Origin of the sequence: Tenacibaculum sp. Ill, from assembly GCF_051938915.1 — a bacterium.
Taxonomy (GTDB): Bacteria; Bacteroidota; Bacteroidia; order Flavobacteriales; family Flavobacteriaceae; genus Polaribacter; species Polaribacter larymnensis.
This window is the reverse complement of record NZ_JBPSCW010000002.1, coordinates 235,709-259,578: the sequence shown is the minus strand read 5'-3', so window position 1 is coordinate 259,578 and position 23,870 is coordinate 235,709. Positions and strand designations below refer to the sequence as shown.

General features: G+C 32.7%; 23 protein-coding genes and 1 tRNA gene. 21 read left to right on the top strand and 3 right to left on the bottom strand.

The genetic code is table 11. The annotated features are described in order from the left end of the window. Positions 1-28 precede the first annotated feature (28 nt). The 3 genes from ACTPNM_RS01265 to ACTPNM_RS01255 all read right to left on the bottom strand — a co-directional run bounded on the left by ACTPNM_RS01265 (position 29) and on the right by ACTPNM_RS01255 (position 2,194). On the bottom strand, positions 29-283 hold the full coding sequence (locus tag ACTPNM_RS01265) for a hypothetical protein (protein WP_274638778.1): 255 nt from the start codon (positions 281-283) through the stop codon (positions 29-31). Positions 284-359: 76 nt separating this feature from the next. Further along, positions 360-1,325 (bottom strand): succinylglutamate desuccinylase/aspartoacylase family protein, encoded by a 966-nt coding sequence (locus ACTPNM_RS01260; RefSeq protein ID WP_440120272.1) that lies wholly within the window; start codon positions 1,323-1,325, stop codon positions 360-362. Beyond that, positions 1,292-2,194 carry a RimK family alpha-L-glutamate ligase gene (locus ACTPNM_RS01255; protein WP_440120271.1) on the bottom strand — a complete coding sequence of 301 codons (903 nt, stop codon included), beginning with the start codon at positions 2,192-2,194 and terminating at the stop codon, positions 1,292-1,294. The genes ACTPNM_RS01260 and ACTPNM_RS01255 overlap by 34 nt, the downstream gene beginning before the upstream one ends. 141 nt (positions 2,195-2,335) lie before the next feature. On the opposite strand from ACTPNM_RS01255, the gene ACTPNM_RS01250 reads away from it, so the two are divergent. From ACTPNM_RS01250 to ACTPNM_RS01150, 21 genes are all read left to right on the top strand, one after another. Then, positions 2,336-5,161 (top strand): VPS10 domain-containing protein, encoded by a 2,826-nt coding sequence (locus ACTPNM_RS01250; protein ID WP_440120270.1) that lies wholly within the window; start codon positions 2,336-2,338, stop codon positions 5,159-5,161. Between the two features lie 53 nt (positions 5,162-5,214). Then, positions 5,215-5,427: a zinc ribbon domain-containing protein gene (locus ACTPNM_RS01245; protein WP_440120269.1), complete on the top strand. Its 213-nt coding sequence runs from the start codon at positions 5,215-5,217 to the stop codon at positions 5,425-5,427. 133 nt (positions 5,428-5,560) lie between these two features. Further along, positions 5,561-5,923: a dihydroneopterin aldolase gene (folB, locus tag ACTPNM_RS01240; protein ID WP_440120268.1), complete on the top strand. Its 363-nt coding sequence runs from the start codon at positions 5,561-5,563 to the stop codon at positions 5,921-5,923. A gap of 55 nt (positions 5,924-5,978) precedes the next feature. Beyond that, positions 5,979-6,049: transfer RNA gene (locus ACTPNM_RS01235), tRNA-Cys, on the top strand. 80 nt (positions 6,050-6,129) lie between these two features. Next, positions 6,130-6,663 carry a hypothetical protein gene (locus tag ACTPNM_RS01230; protein ID WP_440120267.1) on the top strand — a complete coding sequence of 178 codons (534 nt, stop codon included), beginning with the start codon at positions 6,130-6,132 and terminating at the stop codon, positions 6,661-6,663. Positions 6,664-6,669: 6 nt separating this feature from the next. Then, positions 6,670-7,185, top strand: coding sequence for a hypothetical protein (locus ACTPNM_RS01225; protein ID WP_440120266.1), 516 nt, complete (start codon positions 6,670-6,672; stop codon positions 7,183-7,185). Then, a complete protein-coding gene (locus ACTPNM_RS01220; RefSeq protein WP_440122810.1) occupies positions 7,172-7,258 on the top strand; it encodes a YegP family protein in 87 nt (28 codons plus the stop codon). The genes ACTPNM_RS01225 and ACTPNM_RS01220 overlap by 14 nt, the downstream gene beginning before the upstream one ends. Before the next feature lie 244 nt (positions 7,259-7,502). After that, a complete protein-coding gene (locus ACTPNM_RS01215) occupies positions 7,503-8,348 on the top strand; it encodes an MBL fold metallo-hydrolase (RefSeq protein WP_440120265.1) in 846 nt (281 codons plus the stop codon). Positions 8,349-8,358: 10 nt separating this feature from the next. Beyond that, the gene (locus tag ACTPNM_RS01210; protein WP_440120264.1) at positions 8,359-9,978 is read left to right on the top strand and encodes a S8 family serine peptidase; all 1,620 of its coding nucleotides are present in this window, start codon (positions 8,359-8,361) and stop codon (positions 9,976-9,978) included. Between the two features lie 69 nt (positions 9,979-10,047). Continuing rightward, positions 10,048-10,452: a hypothetical protein gene (locus ACTPNM_RS01205; protein WP_440120263.1), complete on the top strand. Its 405-nt coding sequence runs from the start codon at positions 10,048-10,050 to the stop codon at positions 10,450-10,452. 1 nt (position 10,453) lies between these two features. Then, positions 10,454-12,304: a M1 family metallopeptidase gene (locus ACTPNM_RS01200; protein ID WP_440120262.1), complete on the top strand. Its 1,851-nt coding sequence runs from the start codon at positions 10,454-10,456 to the stop codon at positions 12,302-12,304. Positions 12,305-12,516: 212 nt separating this feature from the next. Continuing rightward, positions 12,517-14,208 carry a glutamine--tRNA ligase/YqeY domain fusion protein gene (locus ACTPNM_RS01195; RefSeq protein WP_440120261.1) on the top strand — a complete coding sequence of 564 codons (1,692 nt, stop codon included), beginning with the start codon at positions 12,517-12,519 and terminating at the stop codon, positions 14,206-14,208. A 229-nt stretch (positions 14,209-14,437) separates the two neighbouring features. Further along, positions 14,438-15,874 carry a regulatory iron-sulfur-containing complex subunit RicT gene (gene ricT, locus ACTPNM_RS01190; RefSeq protein ID WP_440120260.1) on the top strand — a complete coding sequence of 479 codons (1,437 nt, stop codon included), beginning with the start codon at positions 14,438-14,440 and terminating at the stop codon, positions 15,872-15,874. Then, positions 15,864-16,349 carry a gliding motility lipoprotein GldH gene (locus tag ACTPNM_RS01185; protein WP_440120259.1) on the top strand — a complete coding sequence of 162 codons (486 nt, stop codon included), beginning with the start codon at positions 15,864-15,866 and terminating at the stop codon, positions 16,347-16,349. The genes ricT and ACTPNM_RS01185 overlap by 11 nt, the downstream gene beginning before the upstream one ends. Continuing rightward, positions 16,349-18,628: a penicillin-binding protein 1A gene (locus ACTPNM_RS01180; RefSeq protein WP_440120258.1), complete on the top strand. Its 2,280-nt coding sequence runs from the start codon at positions 16,349-16,351 to the stop codon at positions 18,626-18,628. Before ACTPNM_RS01185 ends, ACTPNM_RS01180 begins: the two co-directional genes overlap by 1 nt. A gap of 55 nt (positions 18,629-18,683) precedes the next feature. Beyond that, positions 18,684-19,385 carry a CoA transferase subunit A gene (locus ACTPNM_RS01175; RefSeq protein WP_440120257.1) on the top strand — a complete coding sequence of 234 codons (702 nt, stop codon included), beginning with the start codon at positions 18,684-18,686 and terminating at the stop codon, positions 19,383-19,385. 38 nt (positions 19,386-19,423) lie between these two features. Next, positions 19,424-19,777 carry a four helix bundle protein gene (locus tag ACTPNM_RS01170; protein ID WP_408028643.1) on the top strand — a complete coding sequence of 118 codons (354 nt, stop codon included), beginning with the start codon at positions 19,424-19,426 and terminating at the stop codon, positions 19,775-19,777. A gap of 31 nt (positions 19,778-19,808) precedes the next feature. Beyond that, on the top strand, positions 19,809-20,462 hold the full coding sequence (locus tag ACTPNM_RS01165) for a 3-oxoacid CoA-transferase subunit B (protein WP_408028642.1): 654 nt from the start codon (positions 19,809-19,811) through the stop codon (positions 20,460-20,462). Positions 20,463-20,528: 66 nt separating this feature from the next. Continuing rightward, the gene (locus ACTPNM_RS01160) at positions 20,529-21,290 is read left to right on the top strand and encodes an exodeoxyribonuclease III (RefSeq protein WP_274638763.1); all 762 of its coding nucleotides are present in this window, start codon (positions 20,529-20,531) and stop codon (positions 21,288-21,290) included. Between the two features lie 7 nt (positions 21,291-21,297). Further along, entirely contained in the window at positions 21,298-22,806 is a 1,509-nt protein-coding gene (locus tag ACTPNM_RS01155; protein WP_440120256.1) for a LysM peptidoglycan-binding domain-containing protein, read from the top strand. Between the two features lie 26 nt (positions 22,807-22,832). Further along, positions 22,833-23,825 (top strand): DUF4837 family protein, encoded by a 993-nt coding sequence (locus tag ACTPNM_RS01150; RefSeq protein WP_274638761.1) that lies wholly within the window; start codon positions 22,833-22,835, stop codon positions 23,823-23,825. Positions 23,826-23,870: the final 45 nt, after the last annotated feature.

Below are 23,870 nucleotides of genomic sequence, written 5' to 3'. Positions count from 1 at the left end.
GTCTTTTTTTTAAAGTTTTAATATGTGTTTAACTTTTAGCCATGGCGCTTTTAATAACACCAACAATAACTAGTAAAACAGCTCCACCAACACCACTGGCTGCAATGTTACCGATAATACCAGAAATATCAATATTTAACATTCCTAGTAATTGAGCTCCTAGCCCCCCACCTAAAATCCCTACAACAGAGTTCCAAAGGGTACCTAAAGAAAACTTTTTTAACAATGCACCAGCAAGATTACCACCTACTGCTCCACTTAATAAGCTAATAAGAAATTCCATAATTTATAATTTTTGATTAGTTAATTGGAATTAAAGTAAGTAAAAATTAACGGATAAAACAAATAAAATCAGATTGTTATATTTTGCCTAAATGAAATAAAGCGTCGCCCATATTAATAATAGGGAAGTTGTTTTTAGCAATAATATAACCGTCATAAGGAGACTTTACTGAAAAATTTGTTTCTCCATAGGTATCCATAATATGTCCTAAAATCTGTCCTTTTTTTACTTTTTCTCCATTGTGAACAATAGGAGTAAATAAGCCCGCAACTTTAGCTCTAACCCATTTGTGTTTATTAATGTGTATTGAAGTTGGGTTTTTAGGTATTTCTATACTTTTTTTTACCATTTTAAAGTGTTTTAAAATACGAAGAGTTCCATTAATACCTTGTTGAATAGCTTTTTCTTCTAGTCTTAATGATTCTCCTCCTTCATATACAATTACAGGAATATTGTTTTTATAGCATTGATTTCTAAAAGATTTTGGAATAAGTTTAGAACCAAACATAAAAGGAGCATTAAAAATATTGGCTAGCTGAAGAGCTCTATCATCTTCAGGAGTATATCGTATTTGCGGAAAGTTGTTTCGTTGTTCTCCTCCTGTATGGAAATCAATAGCAAAATCTACATTATTTGTAATTTCTTTCATTAAATAATATGCCATTCTGCTTGCCAAAGAACCAGTTTTTGAACCTGGAAAACTTCTATTTACATCTTTGCCATGCATATCGCGAGACATGTTTAAAAAACCAAAAATGTTCAATAATGGAACTACAATAACACAACCACGATGAATTTTGTACGATTTATCAATTAACATTCTACGCACCAATTCAACACTATTTACTTCGTCACCATGTAAACCACCTTGTAGTAGAATAGTTGGTCCTAATTGGTCACCATTAAAAATATACACAGGAATTTCTATTAGAGTTCCTGTAGGCAATCTATCAATAGGAATTTTAATTAATTTAGATTCACCTAAACCAATTTTTTGTCCACGAATTTCTATGATTCCGTTTTTAAAATTTTGTTCGAACATTTTTCTTCTAAAAATTTAATAATAGCCTTAGCAATATTATCCTTAGTGTAAACTTCAATTCCTTGTAATCCAGGAGTCGAGTTAACTTCAATTAATAAGGGACCTCTTTTTGATCGTATCATATCAACGCCAGCAATAGGAAGTTCTAAGTATTGAGCTGCTTTAATAGCTATTTCTTCTTCCTCAGCAGTTAAAGTAACCTTGTGTCCACTTCCACCTTTATGAATATTAGAACGAAAATCTTCCTTCAATCCTTTACGTTTCATAGAAGAGACTACTTTACCATTTACAACAAAAGCACGAATATCTTCACTGTTACTTTCTTTTATAAACTCTTGAAGTAAAATACTGGTATTAGTTCCGTGCATAGTATCTATGATAGACATGGCAGATTTTTTACTTTCAGCCAAAATTACACCTGAGCCATGTGTTCCTTCTTGTAATTTAATAATTACAGGAGAGCCACCTAATAAATCTATTTGCTCACCAATATTTTCAGCGTCAACAGAAAAAACAGTCTGAGGAATAGGAAGTCCATTTCTGCTCATTATTTGTAAAGTACGAGCTTTGTTCTGTGCATCAACAATACCTAAATAACTAGCAGTACTATATCCCCCGTTCATTTCAAATTCTTTTACAACGGTAGCCCCATGTTTCATAGCAGAAACACCTATTCGAGGAATAATTATATCAGGAATATCAATAATATTTTTGCCTTTATATATAATAGCAGGCTTACCATCACCAAGTTTTATAGAACATTTTAAATGGTTTATAATTTCAACTTTATGTCCACGACGACGAGCTTCTTTGTATATTCTTTGTGTTGAATAAATTTGGTCACTAACAGAAAGAATAAAAATAGTCATAGCCTAAAAATTTTGAGGTTAAACAAAGCTAATAATTTTTTTGTTTGACAAGAGCTTCAAAAGAAGTCTCTCAATATTCTGTTAATTTTTTTGAAATACTATTAGCTTACTGTATTTTCACTTCTTCTAAACCAAATTATAATGAGAATCTTAGCCAAAGTTTTTATAGCTTTATTTCCGTTTACAGTAGTTGCTCAGCAGCCTACATCAGCAGAAAAAATACAGCAAGCTTTACAACAAAAGAAAGCTTTAATTACAAACTCCACCGTAAAAAATATACCGTTTAAAAACATTGGACCTACAGTGATGAGTGGACGTGTGGTAGATATTGATGTAAATCCAGAAAATACTACAGAGTTTTATGTAGGATATGCTTCAGGAGGAGTATGGCATACCAATAATAACGGAACTACTTTTACTCCAGTTTTAGATAATTCTTCAACACAAAACGTGGGTGATATTGCTGTAGATTGGAAAAATGGGACAATTTGGGTAGGTACAGGAGAAAATAATTCTTCTCGTTCGTCATATGCTGGAATTGGAATTTTAAAATCTACCGATGAAGGTAAAACTTGGGCAAACGTTGGATTACTCGATTCACATCACATAGGGCGTATTTTAATCAACCCAAACAATCCTGATGAGGTAATTGTTGGATCTATTGGTCATTTATACTCATCAAACAAAGAAAGAGGAGTTTTTAAAACTTTTGATGGAGGAAAAACTTGGGCAAAAACCTTGTTTATTAATGAAAACACAGGGATTATAGATATTCAACCAGTACCAAATAACTTCAATATTTTATATGCTGCTGCTTGGGAACGTGAACGTAAAGCATGGAATTTTGATGGAGACGGGAAAAATTCTGCAATTTATAAATCGACTGATGCTGGAAATACTTGGACTAAAATTTCTGATAATAATGGTTTTCCAAATGGTAAAGGAGTTGGTAGAATAGGATTAGCCGTATATGACGAAAACACAGTATACGCTTTTCATGATAATCAATTTCGAAGAAAAAAAGACTCTACTAAAAGTGCAAAAGGATCTGGTGCTCTGACAAAAGAAGAACTTGCATCAGTTTCAACTGATGAGCTTTTAAATATGAAAGACAAAAAATTGAATTCATATATCAAAATGAATGGTCTTCAGGAGAAATATCGTGCAGAAAATATTAAACAAATCATTCGCTCAAGTCCAGGAGAAATAAGACCAAGTGATTTGGTTGGTTACTTAAAAGATGCTAATGCTGCATTATTCGATACTCCAGTAATAGGGGCGGAGGTTTTTAAAACTACTGATGGAGGAAAAACTTGGAAAAAAACACATAAAGGTCATTTAGACGATTTATACTATTCGTATGGTTACTATTTTGGGGAAATTCGTGTTGATCCGCAAGACCAAAATGGAATTTATGTATTGGGAGTTCCAATTTTAAAATCGAAAGATGGTGGAAAAACATTTACATCTATTAGTAAAGAAAATGTGCATGCAGACCATCAGGCTTTATGGGTAAATCCTGAAAAACAAGGGCACTTAATTGATGGGAATGATGGTGGTTTGAATATCTCTTATGATGATGGTGAAAGCTGGATTAAATTAAATCAGCCAGCAGTTGGGCAGTTTTATACCGTATATGCGGATAACCAAGAAAATTATAAGGTGTATGGAGGAATGCAAGATAATGGTGTTTGGGTAGGAAACCACAATGCAAAAATTGACAAAAGTTGGCATCAAACAGGAAAGAATCCTTATGAAAGTTTAATGGGAGGTGACGGTATGCAAGTTGCCGTTGATGGTAGAAACCCAAACATTGTGTATACAGGATATCAATTTGGAAACTATTATCGAATAGATAGAGCTACAGGAAAACAAACTTATATTCAACCAAAACCAGAAAAAGATAAACCAGCATATCGATTCAATTGGCAAACTCCTATTCAGTTATCAAAACACAATCAAGATATCCTGTATTTAGGAGGGAATAAGTTACACCGTTCACTAAATAAAGGTGATGATTGGGAAGAAATCTCAGGAGATTTAACCAAAGGAGAAAAGGAAGGAAATGTAGCTTACGGAACTTTAACCACCATTTCTGAAAGCCCATTTCAATTTGGACTAATCTATGTAGGTTCTGATGATGGATTGGTACAGGTGACAAAAAACGGAGGAGGAAGTTGGGAGAAGATTTCAAATTCTTTTCCACAAAATTTATGGGTAAGTCGTGTAATAGCTTCAAAATATAAAAAGGAACGTGTGTATGTTACATTAAACGGATACCGTTTTGACGATTTTACTCCGTATGTATACGTTTCTGATGATTATGGAAAAACATGGAAAAACATCAGTAATAATATTCCAACTTCTGCGGTAAATGTGATTAAGGAAGATCCTAAAAAAGAAAATGTTCTATACTTAGGAACTGATAACGGATTATATGTTTCTTTTAATCAAGGTTCAACATGGGAAGCTTTTAGTAACGGATTACCAAATGTAGCGGTACACGATTTAGTAATTCAACCTAAAGCAAAACATTTATTAGTAGGAACACATGGGCGTAGTTTATACAAAGCAAATATTACTTCTTTACAAGAGTTTGATAATAAAGAGGCTGTTTTCAGTATTAAGGACATTAAGAAAAGGAAATCTTGGGGTAGTTCTTGGAGTAAGTGGTTAGAACCAAATACACCAAAAATTACAATTCCTTTTTATGTAAATGCAGATAAAGAAGTTGTATTAGAAGTATACTCAGATAAAGTTTTGGTAAATATTATAAAAACGAATGCAACAAAAGGATTTAATGAAGTGGTGTATGATGTTTCTTTTTCTGAAAAAGGAAGAAAAAAGTATTTAAAGAAACACAAAGATGCTGAGATAAAAAAAGCAAAGAACGATAAATACTATTTGCCAAAAGGAAAGTATAAAGTAACGATGGGTGAGTTAAATCAAACATTTGAAATAAAGTAGTTTGTAACGTTTTTTAATTTTTCGACTCTTATAAATAAAAACTAAAAGTATTTATGAGTAAGCCATTAAATTATACCTGTCCGAAATGTAATAATAAAACCTATGAAGTAGCTGAAATGAGGGCTACTGGAGGGACGTTGTCTAAAATTTTTGATGTACAAAACAAAAAATTCACGAGTATAACATGTAAAAGATGTAGTTATACTGAGTTTTACAAAGCGAGAACAAGTGCTTTAAGCAACATATTCGATTTCTTTACGAATTAATAGACACGTCATTTCGAACGAAGTGAGAAATCTTATTATTTTAAGAAATGAATAATATTGTTAAGGTCTTTTACGATTATTGAAAAAACACGAAGAATGCTTTTAAATAAGTAAACATTGCTATTTTTGTGGCATGGGAATTATACGTGTAAACGACATTCGTATTTTTACAAATCACGGATGTTTAGATGAAGAAGCTAGAATAGGTTCGGAATACCGAGTAGATATCGAAGTAAAAGCCGATTTACAAAAATCAGCACAAACTGATGATTTGGTTGATACAGTAGATTATGTGCATTTGAATCAAATTGTAAAAGAAGAGATGGCAATTCGTTCTAAATTACTAGAGCATGTTGCTCAACGAATTTTAGATAGAATTTTTAAAGAAATACAACTGGTTGATGAAGCGGAAGTTAGCGTAGCAAAAATTAACCCACCAATTGGCGGAAATGTTGCTGAGGTAGCAATTGTTTTATCAGATGTGCGTAAAAAGTAAAAAAAGCTTGCAAAAAAAGATAAAAGCTGTAAATTTGCAGTCCTTATCAATATAAGGTGTCGTGGCCGAGTGGCTAGGCAGTGGTCTGCAACACCATCTACAGCGGTTCGAATCCGCTCGACACCTCAAAAAGCTCATCAATAATTGATGAGCTTTTTTTGTTTTTATCGAAATAAAAAAGAGAAAGAAAACAAATTGAAAAGTCAATGAAAAACAAAATAATTAAGCTTTTATTAATGTGTCTACTATTATCTATAGTCTATTATGTAGCCACTATTACATTGACAAATCATGGACAATTTGTGAATTATTATCATTATCCGTCGAATAGTATCTCAGAATCTAAAGAGTATTCCAACTTTTTAAGGGTTGTACCAAAAAAGAATGTAATAATAGTTGAAGGAGATGAAGAGTTTAAGAAATTTATAGAAAATGATTTGAATTTATGGTTTGATAAATTTAAAGTTAATAAGTCTTTTGGACTGCTAAACCTTTTTTCATACAACACAATTAATGAAAAAAAAATATTTTTAAGAATAGGTTATAAAGACTCTGATAAAAGTCACTCATTAAGTTATGATGAATTAACATGGCTAACGATACAAAATAATGAAATAAAAAGTGTTTCAAATACCTATGGCATGCCTTCTAAGGTAGGTAGTACAGTAACTTTAAAGTTTTACGAAGACAAAAAGAAGAAAAAACCTTTGGGAGCTTTAGAAGTTTTAATTGATAAATAATAGGATATGAAAAACTTAGCTATAAGATTTATAATTTTTTTAGGTATATCATTATGTGTCAATTATAAAATTCCAGAGACTTTCTATGATATTATAATTGCTTTATTATTGTTGCTAGGGCTTATTATATCATATAAAGAAATTAGAGAGAATAATATCAACAATATTCTATCAAATTATTTATTTTGGATTGTTTGTTCATATATTATTTTAATAGAAAAAAAAGAGGTTGTTTTTAGTCTCAGTAATGTATTTGTTATATTATTTATAATTAAATCAGTTTTGCTTGTTATAAACTATTTTAAGTTTAAAAAATTAGAGACACCAAGTACAGTTTTAAGTAAAATGTGGGTTTTTACTTTATTTCTTTATTTAATTGAGTTGGTGTTAAATTCAACACATGGAACTAAATACTTGTTTTACTATATAGGTCTGGTTTCTTCTATTGAACTTTTTATTATTCTTTTAGTTATAAAAGAATGGAAGCTAAAAATAAATTCAGTTATAAATGTATTCAAGTAAAGACGCTATGGAAAATGGTATAACTTCAGTAAAAAAGAATACACCAAATGCTACTGTAGAAGAGTTTTCTTAGTATAGAAATAGCATATTAAAACAAGCAAGAAGATAGACTTAGGTTCATCTTTTTGTTTTTTGTTTAGTTTTTTCAAAATTATACAGCTCAGTTACCCAAAAGTAAGATGTCTTTTTTATTAAAACAATTAAGGTTTGTTAAACATCTACAATGCGTTAATTATGGCAGATAGCATTTTTAGAAACTAGGCACTTTTTGTTTTCATTAACAAAATAATTCGTTAAAAATCTGCATCTTTGTAGCTATGCGAATTTATCCAATAGAAACAGGAAACTTTAAATTAGACGGAGGCGCTATGTTTGGCGTAGTTCCGAAAACGATTTGGCAAAAGACAAATCCAGCCGATGAAAACAACATGATCTCAATGGGCATGCGTTGTATGCTAATTGAAGATGGTGACCGTTTAACACTAATTGATACAGGTATTGGTAATAAGCAGTCCGATAAATTTTTTGGATATTATTATTTATATGGAGACTTTTCATTAGATACTTCTTTAGCAAAATATGGTTTCCATAGAGATGATATTACCGATGTGTTTTTAACACACCTACATTTCGACCATTGTGGAGGAGCAATTCAATGGAATAAAGACAGAACAGGCTACGAACCAGCTTTTAAAAATGCACGTTTTTGGAGTAACCAACGTCATTGGGACTGGGCAGTACACCCAAATGCGAGAGAAAAAGCATCTTTTTTAAAAGAAAACATCTTACCCATTGAAGAAAGCGGACAACTAAACTTTTTGCATCTAAACGCAAAAGATTATGTTGGGTTTGATGTGCTGTTTAAAGATGGACATACCGAAAAACAAATGCTACCGAAAATAGAATGTCAAGGAAAAACATTGGTGTTTATGGCAGATTTATTGCCAACAGCAGGTCATGTTCCTTTGCCTTATGTTATGGGGTATGATACAAGACCACTACTTACCTTAAAAGAAAAAGAAGCTTTTTTAAACGAAGCAGCCGATAAAGAATTTTACCTGTTTTTAGAGCACGATGCTTACAACGAAGTAATAACAGTAAAACATACAGAAAAAGGAGTTCGTTTAAAGGAAACATTTAAGTTTACAGATATTTTTAATTAAGATAGAGATTATGAGAGTTTTAAAGCCCGTATTTTATTCGGCAATTGCAGTGGTTACCTTAGCTAGCTGTAAGACAATAAGCAAAATCCCTGTGCCAGCAGGTAGTAATACCGTAGTGAATATTCCAGCAAAAAAAGCTGAATTAACAGACTATGAGCAAGAAAACTGGCAACATTTAGACTTGGCCACAGATACAATTCCAGGAATGAGTGTAAATAAAGCCTATGAGTTCTTAAAAGGTAAGAAGCATGTAGGAGTTGTAGTTGGTGTAGTTGATTCAGGAACTGATTTAAAACATGAAGATTTAGTTGATGTAGCTTGGGTAAATGCTAAAGAAATAGCTGGAGATGGAATTGATAATGATAAAAATGGATATGTTGATGATATCAACGGTTGGAATTTCTTAGGAGATGCTTATAAAGAACACTTAGAGTATGAGCGTATTTTAATGAAGCCAGAAGTTGCTGATGCTGAAACCTTAGCAGAAGTAAAAGCGTATCAAGCTGAGAAAATAGCAGAAGCAAAGAAAACAGTTGCTCGTTATGGAGGTTTAAAAGGAATGGTTTCAGATGCTGATAAAGCATTTACCAAATACTTTGGGAAATCAACCTATACTAAAGACGAAGTAGAAGCTATCAATACAAATGACGAGATGTTAGGTAATGCAAAAAACTTTGCAACTAGAATGTTTGGTTATTTTGATACGCTAGAAGAAGCTAAAGAGTACTTTGAAAAAGGTATTAAAAATGCAGAAAAGACAATAAACGGAGACAATTTAAAAACTGATTACCGCACAGTTGTTGGTGATAATGCATATGATATTAACGATAAGCCAGGATACGGAAATGGTAATACAGGTCATTCTGAAAAAGATGAAGCGCATGGTTCTCACGTTTCTGGTATAATTGGGGCAGCAAGAGATAATGATAAAGGAATGAACGGAGTTGCTAATGTGAAAATTATGGCTGTACGTTCAGTATCTGATGGAGATGAGTATGATAAAGATGTTGCTTTAGGTATCCGTTATGCGGTAGACAATGGAGCAAAAGTTATCAATACGAGTTTTGGTAAAGGTTTTTCACCAAACAAAGAGTGGGTTTATGATGCAATTAAATATGCAGCATCTAAAGATGTATTAATTGTAAATGCAGCAGGAAATGATGGAAAGAATATTGATGTTGAGAAGACTTTCCCTAACGACGCACCAGATTTAGTGAATGAAATTGCAGATAATTTTTTAACTATTGGAGCAATGAGTGCTAATTATGATAAAACATTACCAGCGAACTTCTCTAACTACGGTAAAAAGAATGTAGACGTATTTGCCCCTGGGGTACAAGTATATTCAACTACTCCAGATAATGAATACAAGAAGTTTAACGGAACTTCTATGGCATCTCCAGCAGCAGCAGGAGTTGCAGCATTAGTGCGTTCTTACTACCCTGAGTTAACGGCAAGTCAAGTAAAGCATATTTTAATGAACTCTGGAACTAAGATAGATTTAGAGGTTGTTAAACCAGGAACCAGAGATGAGATGGTACCTTTCTCAGAATTATCAGTATCAGGACGTGTTGTAAATGCATACAATGCAGTTAGAATGGCTGATAGAATGGTAAACGGAAGAAAGTAATATAATATTTAGATAGATTAAAAAAAGAGCATTGTTATTTGATGCTCTTTTTTTGTTATAACAAGCATCATGCAGCTAGAATTTAACAAAAAAACACAGGAATTAACAATTAAAGATGAAGTACCAATGCATTCATGGTTAATAATCTCTTTGATGTTAATTAATGGAATTAATATGGGAGTTCAGTTGTATTTAATGAGTTACAAAAACAATGAAACTCTTTTTGTTTTTATGTTTTTACTTGCAGTAGTTTCAGTAGTAGTAATATTTTATTACATGGTAAAAAGATCATGGAAATCTAAATATCATCTTAATGAAATTGAAGGAATAGAAACAAGAAAAGTTTATGGGAAAGAACGAGTTTTTCTAAAATTACGTAACGGAAAAAGACGTAGTTTTCCAGTGTTAAAAAATGAAAAAGAACTAAGTGATTTTAAGAAAACACTAATCTCAATGGGAATTAAACTAGTTTAATATGAAGAAAATAATCTTAAGCCTTTTATTGTTACCGGTTATTTCTTGTGCTACAGTAAATAGTACAACTAACAAAACCATAACAAAAACAAAAGTACACAAACAGTCTAACAGAGGGTATTGGCAACAACATGTTGATTATACTATGGATATTGATATGAATGTTAAAACATATCAATACAAAGGAACACAAAAATTAGTGTACACAAACAACTCACCTGATGTATTAAATAAAGTATTTTATCACTTATATTTCAATGCATTTCAACCAAACTCTCAAATGGATGTTCGTTCAAGAAATATTAAAGATCCAGACAGAAGAGTAGGAGATCGTATTAGTAAGCTATCACCATCAGAAATAGGGTACATTAAAGTTAATTCATTAAAACAAGATGGGGCGATAGTAAAACACGAGACTGTTGGAACGATTTTAGAAGTAACATTAAATAAATCAATTCAACCAGGAGAAAGTGTAACGTTTGATATGATTTTTGATGCACAAGTACCAAAACAAATCCGTCGTTCTGGGCGTAATAGTGCAGAAGGAGTTGCTTTGTCAATGACACAATGGTATCCTAAAATGGCAGAATACGATTTTGAAGGTTGGCATACACCACCATACTTAGGAAGAGAATTCCACGGAGTTTGGGGTAATTTTGATGTAACACTTCATATTGATAAAAACTATGTAGTTGGGGGAACTGGATATGTGCAGAACCCGCAAGAAGTAGGTCATGGTTATGAAGACAAAACGAAACCATTAAACGCACCTTCAGGAGATAAATTAACTTGGAAGTTTACAGCACCAAATGTGCATGATTTTACTTGGGGAGCTGATCCAGAGTTTATTCACGATACGTATAAAATGGATAACGGAATCGACTTACATTTCCTATACAAGAAAACATTAGATGCGGATTATTTAGAGAACTGGAAAAAACTACAACCTAAAACAGCTGAGTTAATGAACTACTTCAGTAAGCATATAGGTCAGTATCCATATAAGCAATACTCAGTTATTCAAGGAGGAGATGGGGGTATGGAGTATGCAATGTGTACACTAATTACTGGGCAACGTAAATGGGGAAGCTTATTTGGTGTAACAGCACACGAATTAGCACATACTTGGTTCCAATTCTTATTAGCAACGAACGAAAGCAAGCACCCTTGGATGGATGAAGGGTTTACAACCTATATTTCAAACAAAGCAGAAAATGAAATCTTAGGAGAAGGAAAAGAAAACCCGCATGCTGGTTCTTACAGAGGATACAATTATGTGGTAGGTAATAATATTGAAGAGCCTTTAACAACGCATGCTGATAGGTATCATACAAATACAGCGTATGGAGTTGCGAGTTATTCTAAAGGAAACATTTTCTTATCTCAGTTGGAATATGTTATTGGAAAAGAAAATGTAGCAAAAACGTTGAAGAAGTATTTTGAAGATTTTTCTTTTAAACATCCAACCCCAAACGATATTAAGCGCACTGCTGAAAAAGTTTCAGGACTTCAGTTAGATTGGTATTTAAATGAATGGACGCAAACAACACATACTATTGATTACGGAATTAAAGCAGTAAACGGAAAAGAAATCACATTAGAGCGTATTGGTCAAATGCCAATGCCAATTGATGTTGAGGTTACGTATACAGATGGTTCAAAAGAATCATTCAATATTCCGTTACGTATGATGCGTGGAGAAAAACCAACTGATGCAACAGTTATTACCGATTGGACTTTTGCACATCCAACATATACTTTTACAGTCAAAAAAGATGTAAAATCAGTTGAAATTGATCCGTCTAAATTAATGGCAGATGTAAATCAAGCAAACAATTCGTACGGTAAGTAAAACTTATTGATAATAAATACTAAAAACGGAAAATCTATATAGGTTTTCCGTTTTTTATTATAAAAAATCTAATCCATAATTTTCTTTGTGTAATTATCTCATAGATTCTATGTAATTTTGTTGCTTAAACCTTTTAAGTAGCTCTTAATTAATTATGTTTTAAAAGAGAATTACATAAGGTTATAAATAGAACACGTACATAATTTATAAAGATGTCAGAAGAAAAGAAATCATTGAATTTTTTAGAGCAAATTGTTGAAGAAGATTTGGCAAATGGAATGCCAAAAGAAAATTTGCGTTTTCGTTTTCCACCAGAACCAAACGGATATTTACATATAGGACATACAAAAGCTATAGGTATTAGTTTTGGTTTAGGAGAAAAATACAATGCTCCAGTAAATCTTCGTTTTGATGATACAAACCCAGCAAAAGAAGAGCAAGAATATGTAGATGCTATTAAGCGTGATGTAGCTTGGTTAGGATATCAATGGGAAAAAGAGTGTTATTCTTCTGATTATTTCCAGCAATTGTATGATTGGGCAGTTCAATTGATTAAAGACGGAAAAGCATATGTAGATAACCAGTCTTCTGAAGCTATGGCTGAGCAAAAAGGAACGCCAACGCAACCAGGAGTCGCAGGTCCGAATAGAGACAAAAGTGTTGAAGAAAACTTAGATTTATTTACACGTATGAAAAATGGTGAGTTTGAAGAAGGGTCTCATGTGTTACGTGCTAAAATAGATATGGCTTCACCAAATATGTTAATGCGTGACCCTATCATGTACCGTATTTTAAAGAAAGAACACCACCGTACAGGAAGCGATTGGGTAATTTATCCAATGTACGATTGGACTCATGGTGAAAGTGATTATATAGAACAAATATCGCACTCATTATGTTCATTAGAATTTAAGCCTCACCGTGAACTGTATAATTGGTTTAGAGATAATGTGTATGAGTACAGTCAATCAGAATACCCATTACCACCAAAACAACGAGAGTTTTCACGTTTAAACTTAAGCTATACAGTAATGAGTAAGCGTAAGTTGATGAAATTGGTTGAAGAAGGAATTGTTTCAGGATGGGATGATCCACGTATGCCTACTATTTCAGGATTACGTCGCCGTGGTTATACACCTGCTTCTATTCGTAGTTTTGTTGAAACAGTAGGGGTTTCTAAACGCGAAAATGTGATTGATGTGGCGTTGTTAGAGTTTAAAATCCGTGAAGATTTAAATAAAACAGCAAATCGTGTGATGGCGGTTTTAGATCCAGTAAAAGTGGTAATTGATAATTACCCTGAAGATCAAGAAGAGATTTTAATTGCTGAAAACAATCCAGAGGACGAAAACTCAGGAACAAGAGAAGTTCCATTTTCAAGAGAAATTTATATAGAACGTGAAGACTTTAGAGAAGAAGCAAACAAAAAATTCTTCCGTTTAAAATTAGGAAAAGAAGTTCGTTTAAAGAATGCTTATTTTATCACAGCTAATAGTGTAGAAAAAGACGAAAACGGAAACATTACCTTAATTCACTGTACGTACGATCCATTAACAAAATCAGGAAGCGGTACAGAAGAAAGTAAACGTAAGGTAAAAGGGACATTGCATTGGGTGTCGGTAAAACATGCTGTAAAAGCTGAGGTAAGAGCGTATGACAGACTGTTTTCAGATGAGGCACCAGACAGTCATAAAGACAAAGACTTCATGGAATTCTTAAACCCTAATTCTTTAGAAAAAATTACAGCTTATGTTGAACCAAGCTTACAAACAGCACAAATTGGAGACCGTTTTCAGTTTCAACGTTTAGGATACTTTAATGTAGATGACGATTCAACATCTGAAAGTTTAGTATTCAATAAAACTGTTGGGTTACGAGATAACTGGGCAAAAAAGAACAAATAGTACCTAAAGACATAAAAACAAATAAAAAATGCTGCTTTTTAACTTAAAAGCAGCATTTTTTTTAACAAAAAAATCAATTTTCACTTTTCATTAGAATATGTATCTTTACAGATTAAGGATAGTTGTTATAAAGTAAATTTTATACAGCTGAAAATCAAATAATAAAAATGTTTTTTGATACTGTAAATATCACAGGTTTAAAAAATATTTCAAAAAAATATACTATCGTATGAGTTGTAGCAGTTGCTCAACTAACAAAAGCGGTGTGCCAAATGGCTGTAAGAGTAACGGAAATTGTGCAACAGGCACATGTGGAAGTGGAAATAAACTCGCTGTTTTTGATTGGTTATCAAATATGACTTTACCTTCAGGTGAAGCACCATTTAATATTTTTGAAGTCCGTTTTAAAAATGGACGAAAACACTTTTATAAAAATCCTGAAAATTTAACTCTTTCCATGGGAGATGTGGTTGCAGTTGAAGGATCTTCAGGGCACGATGTTGGTATTGTTTCTTTAGCAGGAGAGCTTGTAAGAGTTCAAATGAAAAAAAGAAAAATTACTGCAGATAGTGATGAAGTAAAGAAAATTTACAGAAAAGCCTCTCAAAAAGACATTGATGTTTGGCAAGAAGCCAGAGGAAGAGAGCTAGAAACACAACGAAAAGGAAGAGAAATTATTAGCCGTTTAGGATTGAAAATGAAGCTTTCTGATGTTGAATATCAAGGAGACGGAACCAAAGCTACTTTTTACTATACAGCAGATGAACGTGTAGATTTTCGTCAGTTAATTCGCGATTTAGCAAGTGCTTTCTCTATTCGTGTAGAAATGCGTCAAGTTGGAATGCGCCAAGAAGCAGCTCGTTTAGGAGGAATTGGTTCTTGTGGTAGAGAGCTCTGTTGTTCTACTTGGTTAACTGATTTTAGAAAGGTAAATACCGCAGCAGCTCGTTATCAGCAACTATCATTAAACCCACTAAAATTAGCAGGACAATGTGGTAAGCTAAAGTGTTGTTTAAACTACGAATTAGATACGTATTTAGATGCACTACAAAGCTTCCCTAAACAAGATAAAGTACTAAAAACAGAAAAAGGAGATGCTGTTTTCGTTAAAATGGACATCTTCAAAAAGTTACTTTGGTATACCTACAAAGAAGAAAGTTTTAAATGGTATAAACTATCGTTAGATCAAGTTCAAGAAATTATAGAATTAAACAAAAATAATGAACTTGCGTTACCGTTAGAAGAGTATGAATTAGAGATAACAGAAGAAGTTTCAGTTGACTTTGAAAATGTTGTTGGTCAAGATAGTTTAACGCGTTTTGATACGCCTAAAAAAGGACGTAAAAATACTAGACGCAGAAAAAGAAAGCCAACAGGTAAAAAGGAAGAAAATAAACAACCTCCTGCAAATAAAAGACAAAAGAAAAAGCCACAAGGAAAACCAACCAAAACTGAAGGAGGGCAAAAAACGGAAAAAAAGAGAGTTGATAATAGGAAACCAAGACCTAAAAACAACCCAAAAACTAGAAAGCCTAAGCCAGAAAGTAAAACAACTGATAAGCCACAAGGGCAACAAAAGAAACCAAGACCCCCTAGAAAAAAAAATAACAATCAACGTAAAAAAAACAATAGCGATAATAAAAATAACACCAATAATGAAAAGTAAAGTTGGCATCTTTTTTTTAGTAGCTATGCTATTAGCTTCATGCGACTCAAACAGTGAGTTTGATAACTATATTACACTTCCAAAAAGCGCATGGAATAAAAAAAACACAATACAATTTACATTTCCAATTAACGATTCAATTGGTAAGAAAAACCTTTTTATAAACCTTAGAAATAATAAGGATTACGCATACAGTAATCTTTTTTTAATCACGCAAATGAATTTTCCTGACGGACAAATAATCATAGATACTCTGGAATATGATATGACTGATGTTACAGGAAAGTTTTTAGGGCAGGGTTTTACTGATATTAAAGAAAACAAACTTTTTTATAAAGAAAACATAACGTTTCCCCGCAAAGGAGAATATACCTTTAAAGTTCGACAAGCCATGAGAAAAAATGGAGAAATAGAAGGGATTGAAGAACTAGAAGGAATAACTCATGTAGGGTTTAGAATTGAAAAAATAAAGTAATGACAGAGAAAAAAACAACAAATTTTAGCAAGTACATTAAATGGTTTTGGGGAATCATTTTAGGAGGTTTTTTATTTATTAGCCTGCTATTTTTACTAGCTTCTTGGGGAGTGTTTGGGGCATTGCCAACTTTTGAAGAGTTAGAAAACCCAGAAAATAATTTAGCCACAGAAATTATTTCATCAGACGGTAAAACTTTAGGAAAATACGCTGTTGAAAATAGAACACCAATAAAATATAAAGATATTCCAGAAAGCATGGTTAAAGCGTTAGTTGCAACAGAAGATGAGCGCTTTTATGAACACTCAGGAATAGACTTTAGAGGAACAGCAAGAGCTATTTTAAAACCAGGAAGTGGAGGTGCGAGTACAATAACCCAACAGCTAGCAAAAATGTTATTTACGAAAAAAGCCTCTCGAAACATTTTTAAAAGAGTACTTCAAAAAGTAAAAGAATGGGTAGTAGCTGTAAAGCTAGAACGCCAATATACCAAAGAAGAAATCATAACCATGTATTTAAATAAATACGATTTCTTAAATCAAGCGGTAGGAGTACGTTCGGCAGCTAGAATTTATTTTGGAAAGGAACCAAAAGAGCTAGATGTAGAAGAATCTGCAATGCTAGTAGGAATGCTTAAAAACTCTTCTCTTTTTAACCCGTTAAGAAGGAAAGAGATGGTAAAACAACGAAGAAATGTTGTTTTAAAACAAATGACTAGAAACGAGTTTATTACTCAGCAACAAAAGGACTCATTACAAAAACTAGGTTTAGGACTTAATATAAATAGAGAAGGGCATAGTGATGGTTTAGCAACATACTTTAGAGAGCATTTGAGAAGTATTTTAAAAGAGTGGGTAAAAGAACATCCAAAGCCAAACGGAGAAGAGTATAATATTTATAGAGATGGATTAAAAATTTATACAACAATAGATTCTCGTATGCAAAAATATGCTGAAGAAGCAGTATATGAACATATGGCAAACCTTCAAACATATTTTGATAAGGAACAAAAAAGAAATAAAAATGCTCCTTTCTATGATATAAGCAAAAAAGATATAGAGAAGATTATAAGAAGAGCAAAACAAAACTCAGACCGTTATAAGCGAATGAAAGCAGCAGGGAAGTCTGAAAAAGAGATAGATAAGGTCTTTAATACAGCTACCGATATGCGTGTTTTTACATGGAAAGGTGAACGTGATACGGTAATGACACCTTATGACTCAATACGTCATTATAAATATTTCTTACGTTCAGGTTTGGTATCTATTGAGCCTCAAACAGGTCATATTAAAGCTTGGGTAGGAGGAATTAATCATAGGTATTTTAAATATGATGCGGTAGAACAACAAAAGCGTCAAGTAGGTTCTACATTTAAACCTTTCGTATACGCTACGGCAATTAACCAGTTAAAAATGTCACCATGTGATAAATTACCTAATACCCCATATACTATTCCTAAGGAAAAATATGGAATGCCAGAAGATTGGACACCTAAAAATGCAGGAGGTAAATATGGAGGTGAGTTAACGCTAAAAGACGCGTTAGCAAGTTCTGTAAATGTAATTACTGCACAGTTAATAGACAAAGTCTCACCTATAAATGTGGTACGATTGGCAGAATCTGCAGGAATAAAATCTAAATTAGAGGCAAATCCATCTATTGCATTAGGAGCAGTTGATTTATCTTTATTAGAAATGGTAAGTGCATATTCAACCTTTGCCAATAAAGGGTTACGTGTAAGTCCTTTAATGATTACCCGAATAGAAGACAAAAATGGAACTGTTTTAGAAGAATTTGTACCAGAAACTAAAGAGGTATTGAGTGAAGAGTCCGCCTATGTAATTTTAGATTTAATGCAAGGAGTAACGCATAGAGGTTCAGGAGTATGGTTACGTTCATCATGGGCTTCAGCAGGAGACGCAGTAACAGGTTTTCCGTATAAGTTTACCAATCAAATTGCTGGTAAAACAGGTACAACACAAAACCAATCAGATGGTTGGTTTATGGGAATTGTTCCTAACTTAGTAACAGGTGTTTGGACAGGAGGAGAAGACAGGGCTACACACTTTGCAGGACTAAGATATGGACAAGGAGCGACTATGTCATTACCAACATGGGCTATTTTTATGAGAAAGTGTTATGAAGATAAAACATTAGATATTAGTCAAGAAAGTTTTGAAAAACCTAAAGATATAAGTATAAATTTAGACTGTTCAAAAGTAGAAGAACCAAAAGAAGGAGAGGAAGAAGAAACAGCGCCAGACGATACAGATTTTTAGTATATTATAAGATGTTTAATCACTTAGTAAACAAAGCTTAAAAACAACAACTATAATGATAAATAAAAAAGTAAATAACGTACAAGAAGCATTGCAAGGTGTACAAGATGGAATGACCTTTATGTTAGGAGGATTCGGTTTATGTGGAATACCTGAAAATGCTATTGCTGAGTTAGTAAAAATAGGAGTAAAAGAAGTTACTTGTATTTCTAATAACGCAGGAGTTGATGATTTTGGCTTAGGGTTGTTATTACAAAATCGTCAAATAAAGAAAATGATTTCTTCTTATGTAGGAGAAAATGATGAATTTGAACGTCAAATGTTATCTGGAGAACTTGAGGTAGAGTTAACACCACAAGGAACTTTAGCAGAAAAATGTAGAGCAGCACAAGCAGGTTTTCCAGCATTTTATACTCCAGCAGGTTATGGAACAGAGGTAGCAGAAGGAAAAGAAACTCGCGAGTTTGACGGAAAAATGTATGTGTTAGAACCAGCATTTAAAGCAGACTTTGCTTTTGTAAAAGCATGGAAAGGAGATGCTGCTGGAAACTTAATTTTTAAAGGAACTTCAAGAAACTTTAACCCAAATATGTGTGGAGCAGCTACAATAACAGTTGCTGAAGTTGAGGAGTTAGTCCCAGTAGGAGAACTAGACCCAAATCAAATTCATATTCCAGGAATTTTTGTACAACGCATTTTCCAAGGAGAAAAGTATGAGAAGAGAATTGAACAACGAACCGTTCGCAAACGAGACTAGTCTTTAATGGATCAATTTGAAAATTTGAAAATGTAACAATGAGAAGTGATAAAGAAAATTTAATTGTAAAATTAACTTTTGAGTTTTCTCTTGAAATTATCAAGTTTTCAGAAGAAATAAGGGCTTTACATCGTTATGAAATGGCATCTCAGGTTTTTAGAAGTGGAACATCAATAGGAGCCAATATTAGAGAAGCACAAAATGCAGAAAGTAAAGCAGATTTTATTCATAAATTTAAAATTTCAGCGAAAGAAGCTGATGAATTGGAGTATTGGTTATTATTATGTGAACAATCAGAATTTTATCCAAGCCCAAAAAAGAAGTTACTAACAGATTTGAAAACAATTATTAAGATAATAAGTAAAATAATAGCTTCCTCAAAAAAGAAGTAATTTTCAAATCAACAAATTTTCAAATTAAAAAATGTTAGATAAAAACGGAATAGCGAAGAGAATCGCAAAAGAAGTAAAAAACGGATATTATGTAAATCTTGGTATCGGAATACCAACATTAGTAGCAAACTTTGTTCGTGATGATATTGAAGTAGAATTTCAATCAGAAAATGGCGTATTAGGTATGGGACCTTTTCCTTTTGAAGGAGAAGAAGACGCAGATATTATCAATGCGGGAAAACAAACTATAACTACGTTGCCAGGAGCAAGTTTTTTTGATTCTGCTACTAGTTTTTCAATGATTCGTGGTAAACATGTTCACCTAACTATTTTAGGAGCTATGGAAGTAGCTGAGAATGGAGACATAGCTAACTGGAAAATACCAGGAAAAATGGTAAAAGGTATGGGAGGAGCAATGGATTTAGTAGCCTCTGCCGACAATATTATTGTAGCAATGATGCATACCAACAAAAGGGGAGAATCAAAGTTGCTTAAAAAATGTTCATTACCATTAACAGGTGTAGGTTGTGTAACAAAAATTGTAACAAATCTAGCGGTATTAGAAATTAAAGACAATAAATTTCACTTATTAGAAAGAGCTCCAGGAGTATCTGTAGAAGAAATTCAAGCAGCTACAGAAGGAACTTTAGTAGTCGAAGGAGACATTCCAGAAATGGATATTTAACAAAATTATAGGATTAAAAAAAGACGTAAAGCACTATGCTTTACGTTTTTGTATTTTTAAAAGTAGATGAAAATAATCTCATACAACGTAAACGGAATTAGAGCAGCATTAAAAAAAGGATTTATCGATTGGTTACAAGCAGCAAATCCTGATGTAATTTGTATTCAAGAAACCAAAGCACACAAAGAACAATTAGATGTAACAGAGTTTGAAAACGCAGGCTATCCACATCATTTTTGGTTTTCAGCAGAAAAAAAAGGGTATTCATCAGTTGCAATTTTCTGTAAAGAAGAACCAAAACATGTAGAGTACGGAACAGGAATTGAATCAATGGATTTTGAAGGAAGAAATCTTCGTGTAGATTTCGATGAGGTTTCAGTAATGAGCATGTATTTGCCTTCAGGAACTAATAGTGCTCGATTAGACTATAAATTCAACTACATGGATGAAATTCTAGACTACGCTACAGAGTTAAGAAAAGAAATTCCTAACTTAGTTATTTGTGGAGATTATAACATTTGTCATGAAGAAATAGATATCCACAACCCAAAAATGAAAGGTGTATCTGGTTTTTTACCAGAAGAACGAGAGTGGTTAGGAAAATTTATTAATAGTGGATTTATTGATAGTTTCCGTCACTTACATCCAGAAAAACAAGAATACTCTTGGTGGAGCTACCGAGCAAATGCAAGAGCAAATAACAAAGGTTGGCGTATTGATTACAATATGGTAACTGAAACATTAAAAGATAAAATTTCAAGAGCATATATTTTACCAGAAGCAAAACATTCAGATCATTGCCCAATTGCTGTTGAATTAGATTTATAAAACCAAAATGAAGAAATTACTAACACTACTCCTTTTTACAACTTCAATTTTTGCGCAACAACCTGTTGATAGCTTATTCGTAGCTAAAGACAGTGTTAATGTTGTAGTAAGCGATTCTATAAATCCAACACAAAGCCAAGAATTATTTTCTACGGAAGATTTAAAGATGATTGATAGCTTACTAATTGAAGAAAAGTTCAATTCGTCTTTGTTTGACAGTATTCAATATGTAATTAATGATAAAGACATTTTAGGTAACACAACCACAATTCTTACAACCGACTTATTAAAGAAAAGGCTACAAGATTTAAATGTAAAGACACCATTTCATTTAGAATATAATCCTGCGTTAGAAAAAGTAATCAACAGTTATTTAAAATACCGTAAAAAATACTATCCAGCTTTAATGGCTCGTGCTCAATATTATTTTCCAATGTTTGAGCAATACCTAGATCAATATGATATTCCGTTAGAAATGAAATATTTGGCTATTGTTGAGTCAGCGTTAAGACCAGACGCACGATCTTGGGTAGGAGCTACTGGTTTATGGCAGTTTATGTATGGAACAGGAGTTCAGTTTGATTTGAAAGTGAATTCGTATGTAGATGAACGTCAAGACCCTGTAAAATCAACAAAAGCAGCCTGTCAATACTTAAGTCAATTATATAAAATTTTTGGAGATTGGGATTTAGCTTTAGCTGCATACAACTCAGGACCAGGAAATGTATCAAAAGCGATAAAGCGTTCAGGAGGGTATAAGAACTATTGGAACATTCGTCCATTTTTACCTCGTGAAACAGCAGGTTATGTACCAGCATTTTACGCAACGATGTATATTTTTGAATACGCAGAAAAACATCACATTTACCCTGAAGCACCAAAAATTTTCAACTTTGAAACAGATACGGTTCGTGTAAAAAGAACTATTAGTTTTGATCAGATTTCAGAAAAAACTGGGATTGATTCTGATTTATTAGCTTTTTTGAATCCGTCGTACAAACTAGACATTATTCCGTATGTAAAAGAAAAAAAATATGCAGTTCGATTACCTCGAAGAAACTTAATGGACTTCTTAGAAAAGGAAAAAGAAATTTATGCCTTAGCAAATGAAGATGATGCTAAAAGGGAGAAACCATTACCAAAGTACTTTGAAATGGATAAACGCATTCGTTACAGGGTTCGAAGTGGAGATTATTTAGGTAAAATAGCTAATAAATTCGGGGTGCGAGTAAGTGATATTAAACGTTGGAATGGTTTACGCACACATCACTTAAAAATAGGTCAAAGATTAAGTGTTTATCCTAAAAGAATGGCTGTTCCAAAAAAGGTTTCAAAGAAAAAATATAAAACACCAACAGGCAAGCATGAGGTGTATGTTGTTAAAGAAGGAGATTCATTATGGACCATTTCAAAAAAGTATCCATCAGTTTCTGTTGAAGAAATTAAAAAATGGAACAATATTTGGAGTGTTAAAAGTTTGAAACCAGGAATGAAACTTAAAATTTTTAAAAGTTAAAAAACAACTACTAAACACCACAAACTATGAATAAACTAATAGCATTATTTGCCCTAATTTTTATAACAGTTTCGTGTAAAAATAATGGAGGGAAAAGCGACTACGTTTTACCAACATCAAACGGAAACACCAATAAAATATTGGTAGTGATTAAAGGAAATGATTGGGAAGGTAAAATTGGTGACGAAATCCGTTCTGTTTTTGGAGAACACCAAGTAGGTTTACCACAACCAGAAACACTACTTTCAGTAGGTCAAATAGACCCTGTTGGGTTTAATGGATTTATGAGGCATGCAAAAGCCGTTTTAATTCTTAGAGAAGGAGAGAAAGAAAAAATTGAAGTAGAAAAAAACAAGTATGCTGAACCTCAAATATTAGTTTACGCAACAGCCAAAAGCAAAGGGGATTTGGTAGATTTAATTCGAAACAGAGGAAAAGAAATAATTAAGTTATTTAAAGATGAAGATGTAAGATTTACTCAAAGAATCTTTAAAAAGGAAAAACTAGATGAAAGTAAGTTTCAAACAATTAAAAATTTAGGAATTACATTAACCATTCCTGAAAGATTTAAACTAGTTGAAGATACAGGAGACTTTTTATGGTTACGCCAACACTTAAAAAGTGGAATTGCTAGAGGAGATGGAACGAACAACATTTTAGTATATAGTTATCCATTAGAAGATGAAAGCAAAGTGGCCGATAATATTACAAGAATGAGAGATACAATCGGTAAAAAATATATTCCAGGAAGTAAAGAAGGGATGCACATGATTACCGAACAAGCGTATACACCATTTACTTTTGATGCAGAGATTGATGGAAAAAAGGCCTTTGAAACAAGAGGTAAATGGGAAGTGAAAAATGATTTCATGGCAGGACCATTTATCAATTATACAGTAATTGATAAGGAAAACAAACGTGTTATTGTGTTTGAAGGGTTTACCTACGCACCATCAGTAAATAAAAGAGATTTTATCTTTGAGTTAGAAGCGATAGCAAAATCGTTAAAAATTAAATAAGAAGAATATTACTTCATAAGAAACAAGTAAAAGCATTAAACGTAA

Coding starts and splice junctions, on each gene's coding strand:
- ACTPNM_RS01245 (WP_440120269.1), top strand. CDS start 5,215: ATGAGTAAGCCATTAAATTATACCTGTCCGAAATGTAATAATAAAACC.
- ACTPNM_RS01185 (WP_440120259.1), top strand. CDS start 15,864: ATGAAAAGTAAAGTTGGCATCTTTTTTTTAGTAGCTATGCTATTAGCT.
- ACTPNM_RS01265 (WP_274638778.1), bottom strand. CDS start 283: ATGGAATTTCTTATTAGCTTATTAAGTGGAGCAGTAGGTGGTAATCTT.
- ACTPNM_RS01260 (WP_440120272.1), bottom strand. CDS start 1,325: ATGTTCGAACAAAATTTTAAAAACGGAATCATAGAAATTCGTGGACAA.
- ACTPNM_RS01155 (WP_440120256.1), top strand. CDS start 21,298: ATGAAGAAATTACTAACACTACTCCTTTTTACAACTTCAATTTTTGCG.
- ACTPNM_RS01220 (WP_440122810.1), top strand. CDS start 7,172: ATGTATTCAAGTAAAGACGCTATGGAAAATGGTATAACTTCAGTAAAA.
- ricT (WP_440120260.1), top strand. CDS start 14,438: ATGAGTTGTAGCAGTTGCTCAACTAACAAAAGCGGTGTGCCAAATGGC.
- ACTPNM_RS01215 (WP_440120265.1), top strand. CDS start 7,503: ATGCGAATTTATCCAATAGAAACAGGAAACTTTAAATTAGACGGAGGC.
- ACTPNM_RS01230 (WP_440120267.1), top strand. CDS start 6,130: ATGAAAAACAAAATAATTAAGCTTTTATTAATGTGTCTACTATTATCT.
- ACTPNM_RS01170 (WP_408028643.1), top strand. CDS start 19,424: ATGAGAAGTGATAAAGAAAATTTAATTGTAAAATTAACTTTTGAGTTT.
- ACTPNM_RS01165 (WP_408028642.1), top strand. CDS start 19,809: ATGTTAGATAAAAACGGAATAGCGAAGAGAATCGCAAAAGAAGTAAAA.
- ACTPNM_RS01150 (WP_274638761.1), top strand. CDS start 22,833: ATGAATAAACTAATAGCATTATTTGCCCTAATTTTTATAACAGTTTCG.
- ACTPNM_RS01205 (WP_440120263.1), top strand. CDS start 10,048: ATGCAGCTAGAATTTAACAAAAAAACACAGGAATTAACAATTAAAGAT.
- ACTPNM_RS01180 (WP_440120258.1), top strand. CDS start 16,349: ATGACAGAGAAAAAAACAACAAATTTTAGCAAGTACATTAAATGGTTT.
- ACTPNM_RS01225 (WP_440120266.1), top strand. CDS start 6,670: ATGAAAAACTTAGCTATAAGATTTATAATTTTTTTAGGTATATCATTA.
- ACTPNM_RS01195 (WP_440120261.1), top strand. CDS start 12,517: ATGTCAGAAGAAAAGAAATCATTGAATTTTTTAGAGCAAATTGTTGAA.
- folB (WP_440120268.1), top strand. CDS start 5,561: ATGGGAATTATACGTGTAAACGACATTCGTATTTTTACAAATCACGGA.
- ACTPNM_RS01175 (WP_440120257.1), top strand. CDS start 18,684: ATGATAAATAAAAAAGTAAATAACGTACAAGAAGCATTGCAAGGTGTA.
- ACTPNM_RS01250 (WP_440120270.1), top strand. CDS start 2,336: ATGAGAATCTTAGCCAAAGTTTTTATAGCTTTATTTCCGTTTACAGTA.
- ACTPNM_RS01255 (WP_440120271.1), bottom strand. CDS start 2,194: ATGACTATTTTTATTCTTTCTGTTAGTGACCAAATTTATTCAACACAA.
- ACTPNM_RS01210 (WP_440120264.1), top strand. CDS start 8,359: ATGAGAGTTTTAAAGCCCGTATTTTATTCGGCAATTGCAGTGGTTACC.
- ACTPNM_RS01160 (WP_274638763.1), top strand. CDS start 20,529: ATGAAAATAATCTCATACAACGTAAACGGAATTAGAGCAGCATTAAAA.
- ACTPNM_RS01200 (WP_440120262.1), top strand. CDS start 10,454: ATGAAGAAAATAATCTTAAGCCTTTTATTGTTACCGGTTATTTCTTGT.